14 protein-coding genes and 1 tRNA gene are annotated in these 16,324 nt (G+C 50.6%); 5 read left to right on the top strand and 10 right to left on the bottom strand.

Annotated features, from left to right (window positions below):
- Nucleotides 1–23: 23 nt before the first annotated feature.
- From clpP to B9Z35_RS12680, 5 genes are all read right to left on the bottom strand, one after another.
- A complete protein-coding gene (gene clpP, locus B9Z35_RS12660; protein ID WP_108284054.1) occupies nucleotides 24–632 on the bottom strand; it encodes an ATP-dependent Clp endopeptidase proteolytic subunit ClpP in 609 nt (202 codons plus the stop codon).
- Nucleotides 633–652: 20 nt separating this feature from the next.
- Nucleotides 653–1,966, bottom strand: coding sequence for a trigger factor (gene tig, locus B9Z35_RS12665; protein WP_108284055.1), 1,314 nt, complete (start codon nucleotides 1,964–1,966; stop codon nucleotides 653–655).
- A 62-nt stretch (nucleotides 1,967–2,028) separates the two neighbouring features.
- Nucleotides 2,029–2,115, bottom strand: a tRNA-Leu gene (locus B9Z35_RS12670).
- 51 nt (nucleotides 2,116–2,166) lie between these two features.
- A complete protein-coding gene (locus B9Z35_RS12675; protein ID WP_108284056.1) occupies nucleotides 2,167–5,283 on the bottom strand; it encodes an efflux RND transporter permease subunit in 3,117 nt (1,038 codons plus the stop codon).
- A gap of 7 nt (nucleotides 5,284–5,290) precedes the next feature.
- Complete coding sequence (locus B9Z35_RS12680; protein ID WP_108284093.1) at nucleotides 5,291–6,373, bottom strand: efflux RND transporter periplasmic adaptor subunit; 1,083 nt, start codon at nucleotides 6,371–6,373, stop codon at nucleotides 5,291–5,293.
- A 107-nt stretch (nucleotides 6,374–6,480) separates the two neighbouring features.
- Here B9Z35_RS12680 and B9Z35_RS12685 point away from each other — a divergent pair, with 107 nt between their 5' ends.
- The 3 genes from B9Z35_RS12685 to hpnE are packed head-to-tail and all read left to right on the top strand — an operon-like array spanning nucleotide 6,481 to nucleotide 9,445.
- Complete coding sequence (locus B9Z35_RS12685) at nucleotides 6,481–7,257, top strand: squalene/phytoene synthase family protein (RefSeq protein ID WP_233246582.1); 777 nt, start codon at nucleotides 6,481–6,483, stop codon at nucleotides 7,255–7,257.
- A 45-nt stretch (nucleotides 7,258–7,302) separates the two neighbouring features.
- Nucleotides 7,303–8,142, top strand: coding sequence for a presqualene diphosphate synthase HpnD (gene hpnD / locus B9Z35_RS12690; RefSeq protein ID WP_108284058.1), 840 nt, complete (start codon nucleotides 7,303–7,305; stop codon nucleotides 8,140–8,142).
- Between the two features lie 16 nt (nucleotides 8,143–8,158).
- A complete protein-coding gene (gene hpnE, locus B9Z35_RS12695) occupies nucleotides 8,159–9,445 on the top strand; it encodes a hydroxysqualene dehydroxylase HpnE (RefSeq protein WP_108284059.1) in 1,287 nt (428 codons plus the stop codon).
- On the opposite strand, the gene B9Z35_RS12700 is transcribed toward hpnE, so the two are convergent.
- On the bottom strand, nucleotides 9,386–10,081 hold the full coding sequence (locus B9Z35_RS12700; protein WP_108284060.1) for an HAD family hydrolase: 696 nt from the start codon (nucleotides 10,079–10,081) through the stop codon (nucleotides 9,386–9,388). The genes hpnE and B9Z35_RS12700 overlap by 60 nt on opposite strands.
- Before the next feature lie 21 nt (nucleotides 10,082–10,102).
- Here B9Z35_RS12700 and hemH point away from each other — a divergent pair, with 21 nt between their 5' ends.
- A complete protein-coding gene (hemH, locus tag B9Z35_RS12705; RefSeq protein WP_108284061.1) occupies nucleotides 10,103–11,203 on the top strand; it encodes a ferrochelatase in 1,101 nt (366 codons plus the stop codon).
- Between the two features lie 54 nt (nucleotides 11,204–11,257).
- On the opposite strand, the gene B9Z35_RS12710 is transcribed toward hemH, so the two are convergent.
- From B9Z35_RS12710 to B9Z35_RS12725, 4 genes are read right to left on the bottom strand one after another with little or no spacing between them, the layout of a single operon-like run.
- Entirely contained in the window at nucleotides 11,258–12,064 is an 807-nt protein-coding gene (locus tag B9Z35_RS12710; RefSeq protein WP_146178999.1) for a RodZ family helix-turn-helix domain-containing protein, read from the bottom strand.
- A 32-nt stretch (nucleotides 12,065–12,096) separates the two neighbouring features.
- The gene (locus B9Z35_RS12715) at nucleotides 12,097–12,588 is read right to left on the bottom strand and encodes a polymer-forming cytoskeletal protein (protein WP_108284063.1); all 492 of its coding nucleotides are present in this window, start codon (nucleotides 12,586–12,588) and stop codon (nucleotides 12,097–12,099) included.
- Nucleotides 12,557–13,597 (bottom strand): M23 family metallopeptidase, encoded by a 1,041-nt coding sequence (locus tag B9Z35_RS12720; protein WP_108284064.1) that lies wholly within the window; start codon nucleotides 13,595–13,597, stop codon nucleotides 12,557–12,559. Before B9Z35_RS12720 ends, B9Z35_RS12715 begins: the two co-directional genes overlap by 32 nt.
- Before the next feature lie 17 nt (nucleotides 13,598–13,614).
- On the bottom strand, nucleotides 13,615–13,986 hold the full coding sequence (locus tag B9Z35_RS12725) for a polymer-forming cytoskeletal protein (protein WP_108284065.1): 372 nt from the start codon (nucleotides 13,984–13,986) through the stop codon (nucleotides 13,615–13,617).
- 797 nt (nucleotides 13,987–14,783) lie between these two features.
- Here B9Z35_RS12725 and B9Z35_RS12730 point away from each other — a divergent pair.
- A complete protein-coding gene (locus tag B9Z35_RS12730; RefSeq protein ID WP_108284066.1) occupies nucleotides 14,784–15,992 on the top strand; it encodes an integrase arm-type DNA-binding domain-containing protein in 1,209 nt (402 codons plus the stop codon).
- Nucleotides 15,993–16,324 lie beyond the last annotated feature (332 nt).

Raw genomic sequence — 16,324 nt, forward strand, 5'->3', positions numbered from 1 at the left:
GTTGTGTCGCTGAAATGTGTCTTTTAACCGCGCTTGCTAATCACTTGATCAATCAAACCATACTCTTTGGACTCGTCTGCACTCAGATAGTAATCGCGCTCGGTGTCGCGTTGGATTTTTTCCAACGGTTGACCTGTGCGCTCAGCCAAGATCTTGTTCAACTGCTCGCGTGTTTTCAAGATTTCGCGCGCGTGAATTTCAATCTCAGTGGCTTGACCACGTGTGCCGCCTAAAGGCTGGTGAATCATGACCTTGGAGTTAGGCAAAGAGAAGCGCTTGCCCTTCTCGCCTGCAGCCAACAAGAACGCGCCCATGCTGGCGGCCATGCCGATGCACAGCGTAGAGACGTGGGGCTTGATGAAGTTCATGGTGTCAAACACCGACATACCGGCGCTCACTGAGCCGCCAGGGGAATTGATGTAGAGCGAGATGTCCTTGTCAGGGTTCTCGCTCTCAAGGAACAACAACTGAGCCACTACCAAGTTGGCAGTTTGGTCGTTGACTTCGCCCACCAAGAAGATCACGCGCTCTTTGAGCAAACGTGAATAGATGTCGTAAGACCGCTCACCGCGGCCCGACTGCTCAATGACCATGGGAACCATGCCCAAAGCTTGTGTATCCAGTGCGCTCATGTTGTTTCCTTGTAGGTGAATCAGCCTTGCTGACCCATCAATTCGTCGAATGAAATCGCTTTGGCGTTGACCTTAGCTTTAGACAAGATGAAGTCAGTCACGTTGTTTTCAATGACGATGGCTTCAACTTCGCCTAAACGGCTCATGTCGCCGTAGTACCAACGCACCACGTCAGCAGGCTTTTCATAGCTAGATGCCAACTCTTCGATGTGCGCTTTAATTTGATCAGCCGTTGCTTGCAGGTTGTTGGCACGAACCAAGTCAGCCACCACCAAGCCCATACGCACGCGCTTTTCAGCTTGTGGACGGAAGATGTCATCAGGGATTGGCGCTTTGTCAGCGTCTTTGATGCCGCGTTGCTTGAGGTCAGCGCGAGCACCTTCGACCATGCGCTCGAGCTCAGCTTGTACGCTGGCGTTAGGCAAGTCGAGTTCAGCTTTTGTGGCCACTGCGTCCAACGCAGCTTGCTTGTTGCGGCCCAACAAACGGAACTTGACTTCACGCTCCAAGTTCTTCTTGATGTCAGCGCGCAAACCAGCAACGGTCGCATCAGCCACGCCCAAAGACTTGGCCAATTCGTCGGTCACTTCTGGCAGGTGAGCAGCTTCGACTTTCTTCAAAGTCACCAAGAAATCAGACTGTTTGCCAGCCACTTCTTTACCGTGGTAATCGGCTGGGAAGCTTAATGGGAAGGTCTTGCTTTCGCCAGACTTCATGCCGCGCACTGCGTCTTCAAACTCTTTGAGCATTTGGCCTTCGCCGAGCAAGAACTGGAAGTCTTCGGCTTTGCCGCCTTGGAATGGCTCGCCGTCGATCTTGCCTTCGAAGTCGATGGTCACGCGGTCGTTGTCTTGAGCTGCACCGTCCAAGCCACGTTGGGCGAAAGTACGGCGTTGTTTGCGCAAGATGTCGATGGTTTTGTCGATGGCAGCGTCTGTCACTTCGGCAGATACGGTTTCCACTTCAACGCTGCCCATGTCGGCAAATTTCACTTCTGGGTACACCTCGAAGATGGCGTCGAATTGCATTTGGCCTTCTGGTGCGCCTTCTTTTTCAGTGATGCTGGGTTGACCGGCAACGCGCAACTTGGCTTCGTTGGTGGCCACAGCGAAGGCTTCGCCCACTTTGTCGTTCATCACTTCGAACTGGGTGGAGTAACCGTAGCGTTGTGCCACGATGTTCATAGGCACTTTGCCTGGACGGAAACCGTCAATCTTGACTTGGCGTGCCACGCGCTTCAAGCGCAGGTCAACTTCTTTGGTGATGACGTCCACTGGCAAGCTCAAAGTGATCTTGCGTTCGAGTTTTTCCAAAGTTTCAACTGTCACGGCCATGTGGTTTCTCCTAAATTGGCATGTTTAGCAGCGGCCTTTTTGGCCGCTTGCTATGAATCAAGTGGTGCGCGGGGCGGGACTCGAACCCGCACATCCTTGCGGACGTCAGGACCTAAACCTGGTGCGTCTACCAATTTCGCCACCCGCGCGGGTATCTAAATAACAACGGGTGGTCAGGTAGACCACCCGTTTGAAATCGGTCAGCTTGCCATTTTAGACGGCTTTTCGACCTTAAACCACGCCGCATACATTGCAGGCAGTGCAAGAAGCGTCAAGACCGTGGCCACGATGAGGCCGCCCATGATGGCAACAGCCATAGGGCCCCAAAAAACGCTGCGTGTGAGCGGAATCATGGCTAACACAGCCGCTGCTGCGGTCAGCACAATTGGGCGCAACCGTCGCACGGCTGACTCCACAATGGCCTCCCATGCGGGCACGCCGTTGGCACGGTCTTGCTCGATTTGGTCAATCAAGATGACCGAATTGCGCTGAATCATGCCCATCAAGGCAATCACCCCAAGCAAAGCCACAAAACCAAAAGGTCGATTGAGTGCAATCAACGCACCCGCCACCCCGGCCAAGCCTAGTGGGCCGGTAAAAAAAACCAAAACAGCGCGACTGAAGCTTTGCAGCTGCAGCATCAGCAAGGTGAAGGTAATGAAAAGCATCACTGGCATACCGGCTGAAATCGAGCTTGAACCTTTGGAGCTTTCCTCCACTGCGCCAGCTACCTCGATACGGTAGTTGGGCGCATCGGTATTGACCCACTTGGCCTCAAGCTGTTTGAGCTCTGGCAACAACTGCTGGGTCACCGTTGCGCCTTGCAAACCTTCAACGATGTCGCTCTGCACCGTGATGGCATATTCGCGGCCTTCGCGCCACATCACACCAGGCTCCCAAGTGAAATTCAACTTGGCAATTTGCGCCAGAGGGATCATGCGGCCAGAACTGGTGGGCACATAGGCATTGCCCAAATCGGTGATGGCATCGCGCTCTTCCAAAGGTTGGCGCAAGACGATATCAATCAACTTGTTATCTTCGCGGAATTGCTCTACGGTCGAACCAACCAGCAAAGTGCGTACCGCTTGGGCGATGGACTGACTGGTCACACCCAAGTTACGAGCCTTGGCTTGGTCTACATCTAAGCTGATGGCTTTGACGTTTTCATTCCAGTTGTCATTGGTTCCACGCGTGGCTGTGTTGGCACGCATGACGGCTTTGACTTCATCAGCGCGCGAACGCAGGACTTTGGGGTCTGGCCCTACTACACGGAACTGCACTGGGTAAGGCACAGGCGGGCCATTGGGCAAAAGCTTGACGCGCGCGCGCGCTTCTGGAAACTCTTGAGCCAACATGGTGGGCCAAGCCAAGCGCAAAGTCTCACGACGTTTCAAGTCTTCTGGCACCACAATGATTTGCGACACGTTGGACTGGGGAAAAACTTGATCGAGGGGCAAATAAAAACGAGGCGCTCCCGAGCCAATCCAAGTGCTAACCGTTTGCACGCCCTGTTCTTTGAGTAGCCGTTGCTCCACAGCTTTGGTCACAGCTTCGTTCTCTTTGAACGATGTACCCTCTGGGAACCAAAGGTCAACCAAAATCTCTGGCCGTGCTGAATCTGGGAAGAACTGTTGTTGCACACGCCCCATTCCCACGAGGCCCAAGGCAAACAACAACATAGTGATGCCAATCGCTTTCCAGCGGTATTCCACACACCAAGTCACTGCAGTGCGGAAATGCTTGTAAAACGGACTATCAAACAGTTCATGCTCACCGCCATGTTCGCCATGGGGCTTGACCTGCAATAGCAAGGTGCCTAAGTACGGCACAAAGTACACCGACACCCACCAGCTCAAAACCAGCGCTATGACTGTGACCGCAAAAATAGCAAATGTGTACTCGCCCACAGTGGACTTGGCCATGCCGATGGGCAAGAAGCCGGCGGCTGTAATCAGCGTACCTGTCAACATGGGCATCGCGGTCACTTCATACGCAAAAGTGGCAGCACGCACGCGGTCGTAGCCCTCTTCCATCTTGCGCACCATCATCTCCACCGCAATGATGGCGTCATCCACCAACAATCCCAAAGCGATGATGAGCGAACCTAGCGAAATTTTGTGCAACCCAATATCCCAATAGTTCATGGCCAAAAATGTCATGGCCAATACCAAAGGAATCGTAATGGCCACCACCAAACCTGGCCGCACATCGACATACCAGCCGTAACGCCCGCCTTTGTGCAAACCCAACGCTATAAAGCTCACCACTAAAACAATAAGTACAGCTTCTATCAGCGTGTGCACGAATTCACCCACGGATTTAGCAACAGCCTTTGGTTGGTCCTGCACTTGCTCGAGTTTCACACCGACAGGCAGAATTTTTTCAATACGTGCAGTAGCTACTTCAAGCGCTTTACCCAAGGCGATGATGTCACCACCTTTGGCCATGGAGACGCCAAGCGCAATCACAGATTTCCCTTGGTGGTGTACTTTCACCACGGCAGGATCGATATAGCCGCGCTGGACCTTGGCAATGTCACCTAGCTTGACCTGCTGACCTGAAGTACCGCGAATGGGCATGGCACGCAATTGCTCTTCTGTTTCAAACTGGCCTTCAATGCGAATTTGCAGAACATCAAGAGGGGTCTGAACAGACCCCGCATTCTCTACCGCGTTTTCTTGTCCCAACTGCCCCAAAACGGCATTGAGATCCAACCCAAGTTGCACCAAACGTTTTTGTGGAATCTCCACAAAGATTTTTTCATCTTGGACACCAAACTGCTGAACTTTGGCCACATCTTTGACGCGCAACAACTGCTGGCGCACATCATCTGCAAATTTCTTCACCTCTGCAGGCGTAAACCCTGGCGCATCAAGGGCATAGATCACACCAAACACATCACCAAAATCATCGTTAAAAAATGGCCCTTGCACGCCTTGGGGCAAGGTGTATCGGATATCTCCAATTTTCTTTCGCACGGAGTACCAAACATTGGGCACATCCGCTGGCTTGGAGTTATCTTTGATCTGGAAAATGATTTGCGACTCACCTGGCTTGGAGTAGCTGCGAATCTTGTCGGCGTAAGGCACTTCCTGCAAGGTGCGCTCTAGCTTGTCCGTGACTTGCTCAGCCACTTGCAGTGCAGTAGCCCCCGGCCAATAAGTTTGAACCACCATGGCGCGAAAGGTGAACGGAGGGTCTTCGTCTTGTCCCAACTGAAAGTAAGACGCCATGCCCAATACCATGAGCACTACCATCAAATAACGAGTCAGCGCAGGGTGATCGATCGCCCATTTGGAGAGGTTGAACTTTTCCATGCTCACCTCACTTGGCTGCGCCGAAGATCGATACCTTCTGACCAGCCGTCAACACATGCACGCCTGAGACGATCACTTGGTCGCCGTTTTGCAGACCAGAATCGACAACGACATCATTGCCATCTGCTGTCGTCACTTGGATCGACTGCGCTTTGACGGTCATAGTGGCAGGGTCTAGCACCCAAACCGATGTAGTTCCCGCTTCTGTGCGCAAAGCACTGGTAGGCAGCTTAATACGCGGGGTTTCGCCTTTGAGATTTGCCGCTCGCAAACTCACCGTTACGGTAGAGCCCAACACGGGGTCTGCTTCTTTGGGCAAAGCCGCCTTCACAATAAATGTGCGTGTGATGGCGTCCGCACTGGCCGACACATCACGGACTTTGGCTTCAAACGTTTTGCCATCCGTCCATTGACGCACGTCCACCACCACTCCCGTCTTCAACGAGGACAACTTGTCTTCTGACACGGAGAACACCACATCGCGTGGGCCATCTAGCGCTAAGCGAACCACTGGCTGACCTACCACAACCACTTGACCTGCAGAAGCATCCACTGAAGTGATGACACCTGAACCATCGGCCAAAAGATGCGTGTAGTTCGATTGATTCCCTTGCACAGTGTTTTGTGCTTGGGCTTGACGCCATTGAGCATGTGCAGCCTTGTCACTGGCTTGTCTGCGTTCCAACTCAGCCGCACTTATAAAACCTTGTTCGAACAGATTTCGATAACGCTTTAAATCGGCTGCAGCAACATCACGATTGCTTTCCGCGGCGATCAACTGTGCAGCAGCAGCATCCGCCGTCACGCGATAGTCTTGCGGGTCAATTTGAGCAAGCAACTGCCCTGCTTTAACGCGCTGACCAAGTTCGGCTTGACGTGCAATCAACTTGCCAGCCACGCGAAAACCCAGCGAGGATTCGATGCGCGCCCGGACCTCGCCGGAAAATTCGAGATCAAATGAGGATGCAGATGCGCCGACTGTTAATACCTTGACTGCTCGCACTGGTTCCTGATCAGGTGGGGCTTTACCGCACGCAACTAGAACTGCGACACAAATGAGCACCAAAGACCAACGAGAAATGGATTGCATGTTGCGAATCATAAAGTCTTCAAAATTATTAATGACCGAATGGTTATTAATGTACCTTAAATTCGTTTACCCCGCGTACACAAAGGGGGACGACAATGTTGTTACTTATGTCAAGCATCGACCACTACGAAAACTTCCCCGTCGCTTCTTGGCTATGCCCAGCACATCTTCGATCCTCCGTTCAAGCGCTTTACTACTTTGCGCGTACAGCAGATGATTTGGCGGATGAAGGCTTTGAACCCGCACACCATCGGCTAGATGCGCTGGGTGAATACGGAGCCGATCTCACCAACTGCCTAAGCAACGCAACACCCAGTGACAAATGGCCAAGAATATTTGGCCCGCTGAAACTCGCGATCAAACAGCACAAACTGCCTGCACAGCCGATGTTTGATTTGATCGATGCCTTTGAACAAGATGTGGTCTACAGCAGCGTGGGCCAAGGCTATCGCAACCGCGAAGAATTACTGGACTATTGCCGCCGATCGGCCAACCCTGTGGGTCGTTTGATGCTGCATCTGTATGGTGTGGACGACGTCGCATCACTGACTCAAAGTGACGCCATTTGCACATCGTTGCAGCTGATCAACTTTTGGCAAGATCGCGCAGAGGACCTACAGCGCGGCCGCGACTATCTGCCGCAAGGCCACAAACTGCAAGAAGAACTGGTTTTTGCGCGTGAACTGATGCTGCAAGGCGCGCCCTTGGCACACCGAGTCAAAGGTCGTGCGGGCTGGGAGCTGCGCGCAGTGGTGCAAGGCGGTTTAAGAATCTTGGACAAGCTGCAAGCGCGTGTTGAAACCGAAGATCACACACAGCTAGAACGCCCCACCTTAAAAAAACCAGACTTCCTTCGCATTCTTTGGCGTTGCATACGCATGTGAGCTCGTCGCTAGATAGCACTCTGCGTGCCCGATAATCAGGCACACATGACACCCCAAGACTACGTTCAGCAAAAAGCTTCCGCTTCGGGCAGCAGCTTTTATTACGCCTTTCTTTTTTTACCACCACAGCGCCGAGCTGCTATCACCGCGTTTTATGCTTTCTGCCGCGAGGTAGATGATGTGGTGGACGAGGTCAGCGACCCTGGTGTGGCTGCCAGCAAACTGGCTTGGTGGCACAACGAAGTGCGCCAAGCTTTTGCGGGCAAGCCCAACCACCCGGTCACACAGGCGCTAATGCCTTTGGTGGAAGAGTTTGGTATTGAAGAATCCTCTTTGCAATCGGTGATTGACGGTTGCGAAATGGACCTGACCCAGACCCGCTACCTCGACTATCCCAACCTCACCCGCTACTGCCATTTGGTCGCAGGTGTAGTGGGCGAAGTGTCAGCCAAGATTTTTGGTCAAACTGATGCAGCCACGACTGCGTACGCTCACAAATTAGGCCAAGCGTTTCAGCTCACCAACATCATTCGTGATGTGGGTGAAGACGCGCTGCGTGGACGCATTTACTTGCCCGTCACAGAGCTGCAGCAGTTTGATGTGAAAGCGCACGAAATTTTGAACCGATTGGACTCAGAGCGTTTTCAAGCACTCATGCAGTTCCAAGCTGCACGCGCGCATGCCTTGTATGACGAAGCCTTTGCACTGCTGCCTGCAGGCGATTGGAAACACCAAAAACCAGGCCTGATGATGGCCAGCATCTACAGAACTCTGCTGCGCGAAATCGAAGCCAAAAAGTTCCCGGTTCTCAAGCAACGCGTGGCACTCACCCCCCTGCACAAACTCTGGCTTGCTTGGAAGATGCAAGCGTTGGGTCGCTTCTAAGCACGCCAGACAGCACATGAAGCAACTGACCATCGTGGGCGCAGGCTGGGCGGGTTTGGCTGCTGCCGTAGCCGCCACACAAGCCGGCTGGCATGTCGAGTTGCATGAAGCAGCAGTCACGGCAGGTGGCCGTGCACGTAGCCTGCAACAAAGCTTTTGCGGCAAACCTTTGGACAATGGGCAGCATGTGCTCATTGGCGCCTATCGCGACACCCTCTCGCTGATGCGCACGGTAGGTTTAAAACCAGAAGGCCTGCTGCAACGCTTGCCACTAGATTTGCGATTTGCAGATGGCCAAGGCCTCAATCTGCCGGATTGGCCCACTCCCCTCAACCTACTGGCAGGCTTAGCTCGTGCGCAAGGCTGGTCCTTGCATGACAAATCCAGCCTAATTCAAGCGGCATGGAGATGGCAACGTGCACAGTTTGAATGCGAACCGACATGGACGGTCGCTCATCTGTGCGACGCATCCCAGCTCAGCCCTCGCGTGATGCTGCAACTCATCGAACCGCTTTGCCTATCGGCACTCAACACACCGATACATGAAGCAAGTGCCAACGTGTTTTTGCGCGTTCTGCAGGATGCCCTCTTGGGCGGTGCTGGTAGCTCTGACCTGCTAGTGCCTCGCGTCGACTTAGGCGCCTTGCTACCGGACGGATGTTTGGACTGGCTGAACACACATGGGGCGCACATTCACCTTGGCACGCGCCTCTCTGCCGAAGAAATCTTGGAGCTTCATCACAACGCATCAGCACAAAACGCCACCTTACTCTCTTGCCCACCTTGGGAAGCTGCGCGACTCACCGCAGACATTGCGCCAAACTGGGCAAGCCAATGTGCAGAGTTGCCTCACTCAGCGATTGCAACCGTGTATTTACAGTGCAAAGACCCAAATTTCAGAGGCTTAGCAAGACCCATGATGGCGCTTCACAGTGAAGCAAAGGCGCCTGCACAGTTCGTGTTTGACAAAGGTCTACTGTCCAATCAACCGCGCTTATTGGCTGCAGTGGTCAGCGCATGCACGACAGAGCGCGGCCTGGTGGCCGAGCAAGTGCGTGCACAAGTTGGCGATCAGCTAGGGCTCAAGGATTTAGAAATTTTGCAGACCGTGGTTGAAAAACGCGCCACGCTCGCGTGCACACCGATGCTCAATAGACCTGAGGCACTGGTCGCAGAGGGACTTTGGGCCTGTGGGGACTACATCCGAGGCCCCTACCCCTCTACGCTTGAAGGAGCCGTGCAATCAGGGCAACAGGTGGTCGCACAACTCAACCAAGCTAGCCACCGTCAACGGTTGAATTGACCCATACGGCCATTCATGGCCTTGGGTATTCACCCACACAGTTTGCATGCCAGCATTTCTCGCACCTAAGACATCCGTTGTGGCGTCATCACCTATGTGCAAGACGGCTTCTACTGGCAAGTTGAGTTTAGCTGCCGCCGCATGAAAAATACGCACATCAGGCTTAGCGACACCAAACAATCGCGCACTCAGTGATGCTTGAAAGTAGGGACCAGCTGCTGTTTGAAAGACATCTGCGTTGCCATTGGACAGTCCCACGAGCGGATAACGCATGGATAAACGCTCGAGTGCCTGTTGCACTCCTTCATAAAGCGTGACGTTTTGGCGTTCGGCAAAAAACACCTCAAATGCAGGCTCGGCCAGGTGCGGCGCATCACCTGCGCGAAACAAACATTCACGGATGCTTTCTCGCCTTAAAAAGCTCAGGTCATGCGCTTTGTCAGCATGACGTTGATTGATCTCGCTTCGAATGCTTTTCTTCAGATCAGCATCGGCACACAACTGCGCAGTTTGTGGGGCATGGACACTCAACCACTCTTGCAAAACCTGCTCTGCACGGGCAATTGTGGGCCAAACGGGCCACAAAGTGTCGTCAAGGTCTAGGGTTATGGCTTGGATTTTGGAAAGGTTCAGCATGCTGGGCGAGAATACCTCATCATGTTTACACCCACATTCAAACCCGAACCCCCCTTCACTCACGGACAAGCACAGCTCACAGCGGTGTTGCTTTGTAACTTGGGGACACCAGACGAACCCACAGCTTCGGCGGTGCGTCGCTACCTTGCTGAGTTTTTGGGTGATCACCGCGTCGTAGAAATCCCACGCCTCGTTTGGATGGCGATCCTGCACGGCATCATCTTGCGGGTGCGCCCAGCTAAATCAGCGGCCAAATATGCCAGTATCTGGACTGCAGATGGTTCACCCTTGAAAATCTGGACAACCAAGCAAGCACAGGCTTTGCAAGAAGTATTCAACTCGAACGGTGAGGCCATCACTGTGCGCTATGCCATGCGCTATGGCAATCCATCCATTACCAGCCAACTCGATGCATTAAAAGCTGAAGGCTTCACTCGCATTTTGATTTTGCCGGCTTACCCACAATACTCAGGTACCACCACGGCCAGTGTTTTTGACGCTGTGTATCAATGGGGGCTTCGTAGCCGCGTACTGCCAGAGTTCCGGTTCATCAACCACTATCACGATCATCCTGCCTACATTCAAGCATTGGCTGAGCGTGTACGCTCACATTGGGCCGCACACGGACAAGCTGAGCGCTTGGTGATGAGTTTTCATGGTGTACCTGAGCGCACATTGCATTTAGGTGATCCATACCACTGCGAGTGCTATAAGACTGCACGTTTGTTAGGTGAAGCGTTGGGGCTAACCAAAGCCCAATACATGGTGACATTCCAGTCTCGCTTCGGTAAAGCCAAGTGGTTAGAACCCTACACAGAGCCCACCTTAATTGCACTGGCCCAGAAGGGCGTGAAACGTGTTGATTTGATTTGCCCAGGCTTCACAAGCGACTGCTTAGAAACATTGGAAGAAATTTCTGATGAAGCCCAAGAGGCATATTTGCATGCAGGTGGTGAAGTGTTTCACTACATTCCTTGTTTGAATGACAGCCCAGCCTGGGTAACAGGCTTGTATGAGCTCAGCAAATCACATATGGGTGGTTGGCCAATACTTAGTTCACAAAACAGCACTGAATTGCAAACGAGTCGGCAAGAAGCTCTTGCATTAGGTGCAAAAAATTAACCAAAACAAAAGCCGCTCAAAAGCGGCTTTATTAGTTTTGTGAGTGATTTTCGTTCAAGGTGCTTTGGCTGCGCTGGCAGTTGATGCAGTCGTTGCAGCAGATGGGACTGTCACTGTTTTAACAGCTGACGCAAAAGGCAAAGGCGATGTAGTGCGGGGCACACTGGCAGAAGAAACAGATGCAGATGCACTAGTAACGCTGGCAGATGCTGTCTTTTGAACAACAGGTGCGACTGACTCTGCAGAGGCAGCGGCTGATGCCGATGAAGCACTATCTTCTGCTGCACTTGCCGCTGCATCAGCTTCACTTGGAATCACTTGCAGAGGAGGTGCAGGCTCTGTCACAGGATCTTCTTTTGGCTGCATATAGGCAGCAACCGCCAAAGCAGCAGCAAACAAACCAGCGATTACCCACAATGATGTTTTTTGCTTGGTCGGCTCAGTAACTTCAACTTTGCTAGTTGAAGACTCTACATGCTCCACATGAGTCGGAGAGGAATCAACTGCTTTTTCTTCAGCAGGGGCAACCGTAGCATCAACCTCAACAACTGCTTCATCTTCAACAGCAGGCTCTTCGGTATGAGCTAATTCAACGCTGGCGGCAACCTCAGGCACAACCTCAACCTCTGCCTCTTGCGCGAAAACCTCTTCAGCAGATACGCCAAGCAAAGCACCTACTTTTTTGGCTGCAGTTAACTTGACAGCTTGGCTGTAGAAAGAATTCAGTCCGCCCTCTTCAAGTTGACGGATTTGTTTAACAGACATACAAGCACGCGTTGCGAGATCACTTAGAGCCCAACCGCGAGTTTCACGACGTAGTCGCAATAATTCGCCATTGATGTAGATTTCTTCTTGGCTCATATCCAAACGGTGCTTGATCTGTTTTTAATGAATTACTTGACCAACAAAAGTTCGCCCTTGATAGACGCACCCTTTTGAACAGACAAAGTCTTGTAAACAACGTGGCCATCAACGGTCGCAGACGATGTCACGATCAACTCGTCACATGTTGCCGTACCAGAGAACTTACCCTTGATATGCAAACTACTGCATGTCACAACGCCTTCAACTTGACCGCGTGCACCAATCGTTAACTCGTCAACCTGGATTTGCCCATTCAATGCACCTTCAACGTGAATAGCACCTTTGGCGGAAATCTCACCACGGAACGAGAAGCCCTCGCTCAAAATGGAGGGTTTTGTTGCGGCGGGTGAAATGATGTCCATCATGCTATTTCTCGGTGTTGTTGTAGGTGTGACTACAGGAGCGGGTGCAGGTTGAGATACAACCTCTTCAATCTGCTCTTCTGCGACCAATTCGTCTTCTATCGCAGACGTATCAGGCTGAGACTGATTAATGTTGTTGATTTTGGATTTGTTGAACATATTGTGCCGTCCGTATAACTTTTTGTGGGTTGACTGGATATCCACCAATCAAAATTTCCAAATGCAAATGTTTTCCAGTTGAAGAAGCACCTGTGCTGCCAATGTTGCCCAACACAGATTCGTTAGTAACTTTATCGCCCAGCTTGACAGCAATATTTGCCATGTGAGCATAGAGAGACTCTACGCCGTTCGTATGACGCACGACCACCGTGTTGCCATACTGTGTGTGAAACTGAGCCAAGACAACAACCCCAGGCTTAACAGGATGAACTTTTTCATCTCCTGTTTGGCTCTGTAAATCGACGCCTGTATGAAAGTGGGTTTGTCCAGAAATGGGGTGCCGACGCACACCGAAGTCAGATGTCACGCTGTAGTTAGGCACTGGCATCACACTAGGCAATGCATACAGCACTTCACGCAAGCCGCGATTGGTTGACAACTCATCTGCGACTTTGCCACGCAACAACGGATTATTTTTGACATCATCCTCGAGACTAAAGCCACCATTCGCCGCATTCTGCTGAATGATCTTCACAATCTTTTCAGTCAAACCAGAGGCTTCAAGTTGGGATTTCATGCTGACGTTTTCTTGCGAAACAGCCACCATTGATGTATCCACAAATCGACGAATGCTCATATCTCGATCACGAATGGTCTGAGCCAGGGCCACCATTTGCTCATCATTCATAGATAGAGGTTCAGAACCATCTACATCTGATGCGCTACTGAGCAAGGCACGGTAAACCTCTTCATGGGAGCGCTCTAATTTAGAGCGACTCAGCATCAAGCTGATGCTGGTCGCAAACAACACTGCGATTGCAATCAGCATCGCCCCTGTTGTCAAGATGCCACCACGCACCAAAATACGCTGCATGCGACCACTGATATTGAGGTAATGAAGATCGCCGTTTTGCTCAAGAATAATTCTCGCATCCTCGTACTGACGCGCCCACCCACGGGATACGACACCCGGAAGCAAGTAAGCAGCAGTAAGTAGTCGGCGAATCATTACTCAGAGGCCTCGAGTTAAGCGGCTGCGTTACCGCCCACTTGGATCACAGGACCATTGGCATCTTGACTCAGAGTACCCTCGATCTCGCCACCCTTTTCAATCTCGATTTCTGAGTATTGAACTTTGCCTGCGATCTTGCCAGTTGAACGAACAATCAGGCTCTTCTCAGAAATGATGGTGTTGTGAAGCTGGCCACGAACATCAATCACTTTGGCAGAAACACGCCCTGTAATCTTTCCTGTTGGACCGATCAAGACCTCTTCTGCAGTTAAATCACCTTCGATAACGCCATTAATGATGGCTTTTGAGGGAACTGTGAACGTACCTTTGACGACGACGCCGTCACCGATAACAACACTTTCGAGCGAATCAGATTGATTTGACATATGGACTCCTTACCTAAAGTCTATCAAACAAACCATCAAAAACCACATAAATCGAATTTATTTGTTGTTTATTTGTGAAAAAAAGTCCATTCAATGCAATCACTTAGCGTAATTTTTGAATGTGCTTCCTAACACACAAGCAATTTTCAACCATGAGAGCTTCTTCAATTTAGACAATGCCCCCCTTTTTCAATTAGCTACCTTTGCCCCACCACTATGACTTCGAATTGAACAATCCATTTGTCATGTCAAGTGTCTTAGGCAGGCTCGTTGCACATTGTCGACACCCACACATGCATAACCATTGAATTCAAAAATGCGATTTAATGAAGAGTTAGGAATTATTTCAAATGAATTCGAATTTCATGGAACTAGCCATAAGTTGCCTCAAGGCATCAGAAAGGTTGGCTGTATCGTCACAATTCCAAGCACAGTCGAAACCATGAGCTTTTGCATTTAGCTCAGAGACCTTGGACTCATACACCTTCGCTATACACATATTGACAGACTGCTGTTCAAATATTCATGCCTATAAAATCAGAACAGTTAAGGTCCTCAAACTAAAACCAACAATAAAACTGGCTCATGTATATCGGTCTCTAATGGGTGCTATGCACCTCATTAAGCCCGAATAAATGGTGTAAGGGTGTCTACCCTAAACCGTTGCTTTTAAAGCCTTTTAAAGGTCGACACAGCCTTGTTGAACTAGTCGGCTTGGCAGTCAAGCGTCACCACTTTTGTTTGAGTTGTCGTCTTCGTGTGGTAACAGATTTTCATTTTTTTTGAAAGCTCTGCCCATGAAGAAATCAACTGACATCCGCACGCTAAAAAATCTACACAAACCTATTCGATACACGATCCCCGACAGCAGAGGCTTACACCTATGGGTTCGACCTGATGGAAAAAAATATTGGGTTTACAGATTTTCCCATGAGGGCACTCGAATTGACATGAGTCTCGGAAACTTTCCTGATATCTCGCTTTCAGAGGTTCGCATCACACACCAGCGACTCAGGGGGTTTCTTTTGAACGGAATCAATCCTGCTGACGAAAAACGATTGAAACGTATCGAAAAATCGAAAGAAAAGAAAACTATCAAGTTTGCTAAATTTGCACTTGAATATATAGAGCGAATGTCGCCGAAATGGACCAATAGGGCACATGAAACGCAATGGGTCAGCACGGTAACAAATTACGCAATACCTGTAATTGGCGAGTTAACGCTTGAAGAAATCACAACAGAAGATGTTCTCGATGTACTTTCACCGATATGGGCCAGTAAGCACGAAACTGCAATACGACTACGAGGACGGTTAGAGCGCATCATTTCTGCATCAATCACCAGCGGCCTCAGAACAAAATCAAATCCGGCAATATGGCGAGGTCACCTTGAAAATTTACTCCCAGCTATCAGACGAACTCACGATCATTTTGAGGCTCTCAACTACAAAGAGTTGCCCCTAATGATGGCAAAACTACATGACATCGAATGCACATCGTCACTAGCCCTTCAGTTCACCATCCTTAATGCTTCACGCTCGGGTGAAGTTCTGTACGCCAAAAGGCGAGAGGTATCTGGAGATGTTTGGACCATTCCAGCAGAACGTATGAAGGCACGAAACGAGCATCAAGTACCACTTGGATTCAGAGCTATTCAGCTAATTGAAAAAGCACAGTTACTTGATCCAGAAAGCGAATACATATTCTCGAAAAATGGAAAGCATCTTTCAAATATGGCGATGCTGATGAAAGTCCGGCGATTAAAAAAGGGACTTACTGTGCACGGCTTTAGAAGCACCTTTCGCGACTGGGTTTCTGAAGAAACTGAGCACAGCCCAGAGGTTGCTGAGATGGCACTTGCTCACACCATAGCCAATAAAGTTGAAGCGGCATACAGAAGAGGCAAGCTACTAGAACGCCGACGATTGCTGTTAGCAGACTGGGAAACGTATTGTCTTAGCGCAACTCAAACAAAAGTGGTGACGCTTGACTGCCAAGCCGACTAGTTCAACAAGGCTGTGTCGACCTTTAAAAGGCTTTAAAAGCAACGGTTTAGGGTAGACACCCTTACACCATTTATTCGGGCTTAATGAGGTGCATAGCACCCATTAGAGACCGATATACCTCTACAAACTCAATCAACTCAACGTGTTCGCGAGTAACGCATCTAATTTACCACGCGATTACCCACAGGCAAACAGAAAATATAGTCTCCGTTTCCGCCAGCAACCTCTAAAAAGCCGTTGTCAATCAACGGCTTTTTTCATTTCCATCCGAGTAACAGGTGCAGGTTACCACCGTATTTACCACTCGGCCTAGGCCAAGTTCCACGTTTTAG

This window comes from Limnohabitans sp. Jir61, from assembly GCF_003063545.1.
In the GTDB taxonomy this organism is placed as follows: domain Bacteria; phylum Pseudomonadota; class Gammaproteobacteria; order Burkholderiales; family Burkholderiaceae_C; genus Limnohabitans.

Coding starts and splice junctions, on each gene's coding strand:
- B9Z35_RS12715 (WP_108284063.1), bottom strand. CDS start 12,588: ATGTTCAACAAATCCAAAATCAACAACATTAATCAGTCTCAGCCTGAT.
- clpP (WP_108284054.1), bottom strand. CDS start 632: ATGAGCGCACTGGATACACAAGCTTTGGGCATGGTTCCCATGGTCATT.
- hpnD (WP_108284058.1), top strand. CDS start 7,303: ATGACACCCCAAGACTACGTTCAGCAAAAAGCTTCCGCTTCGGGCAGC.
- B9Z35_RS12720 (WP_108284064.1), bottom strand. CDS start 13,597: ATGATTCGCCGACTACTTACTGCTGCTTACTTGCTTCCGGGTGTCGTA.
- B9Z35_RS12725 (WP_108284065.1), bottom strand. CDS start 13,986: ATGTCAAATCAATCTGATTCGCTCGAAAGTGTTGTTATCGGTGACGGC.
- B9Z35_RS12730 (WP_108284066.1), top strand. CDS start 14,784: ATGAAGAAATCAACTGACATCCGCACGCTAAAAAATCTACACAAACCT.
- tig (WP_108284055.1), bottom strand. CDS start 1,966: ATGGCCGTGACAGTTGAAACTTTGGAAAAACTCGAACGCAAGATCACT.
- B9Z35_RS12680 (WP_108284093.1), bottom strand. CDS start 6,373: ATGCAATCCATTTCTCGTTGGTCTTTGGTGCTCATTTGTGTCGCAGTT.
- hpnE (WP_108284059.1), top strand. CDS start 8,159: ATGAAGCAACTGACCATCGTGGGCGCAGGCTGGGCGGGTTTGGCTGCT.
- B9Z35_RS12700 (WP_108284060.1), bottom strand. CDS start 10,081: ATGCTGAACCTTTCCAAAATCCAAGCCATAACCCTAGACCTTGACGAC.
- hemH (WP_108284061.1), top strand. CDS start 10,103: ATGTTTACACCCACATTCAAACCCGAACCCCCCTTCACTCACGGACAA.
- B9Z35_RS12675 (WP_108284056.1), bottom strand. CDS start 5,283: ATGGAAAAGTTCAACCTCTCCAAATGGGCGATCGATCACCCTGCGCTG.
- B9Z35_RS12710 (WP_146178999.1), bottom strand. CDS start 12,064: ATGAGCCAAGAAGAAATCTACATCAATGGCGAATTATTGCGACTACGT.
- B9Z35_RS12685 (WP_233246582.1), top strand. CDS start 6,481: ATGTCAAGCATCGACCACTACGAAAACTTCCCCGTCGCTTCTTGGCTA.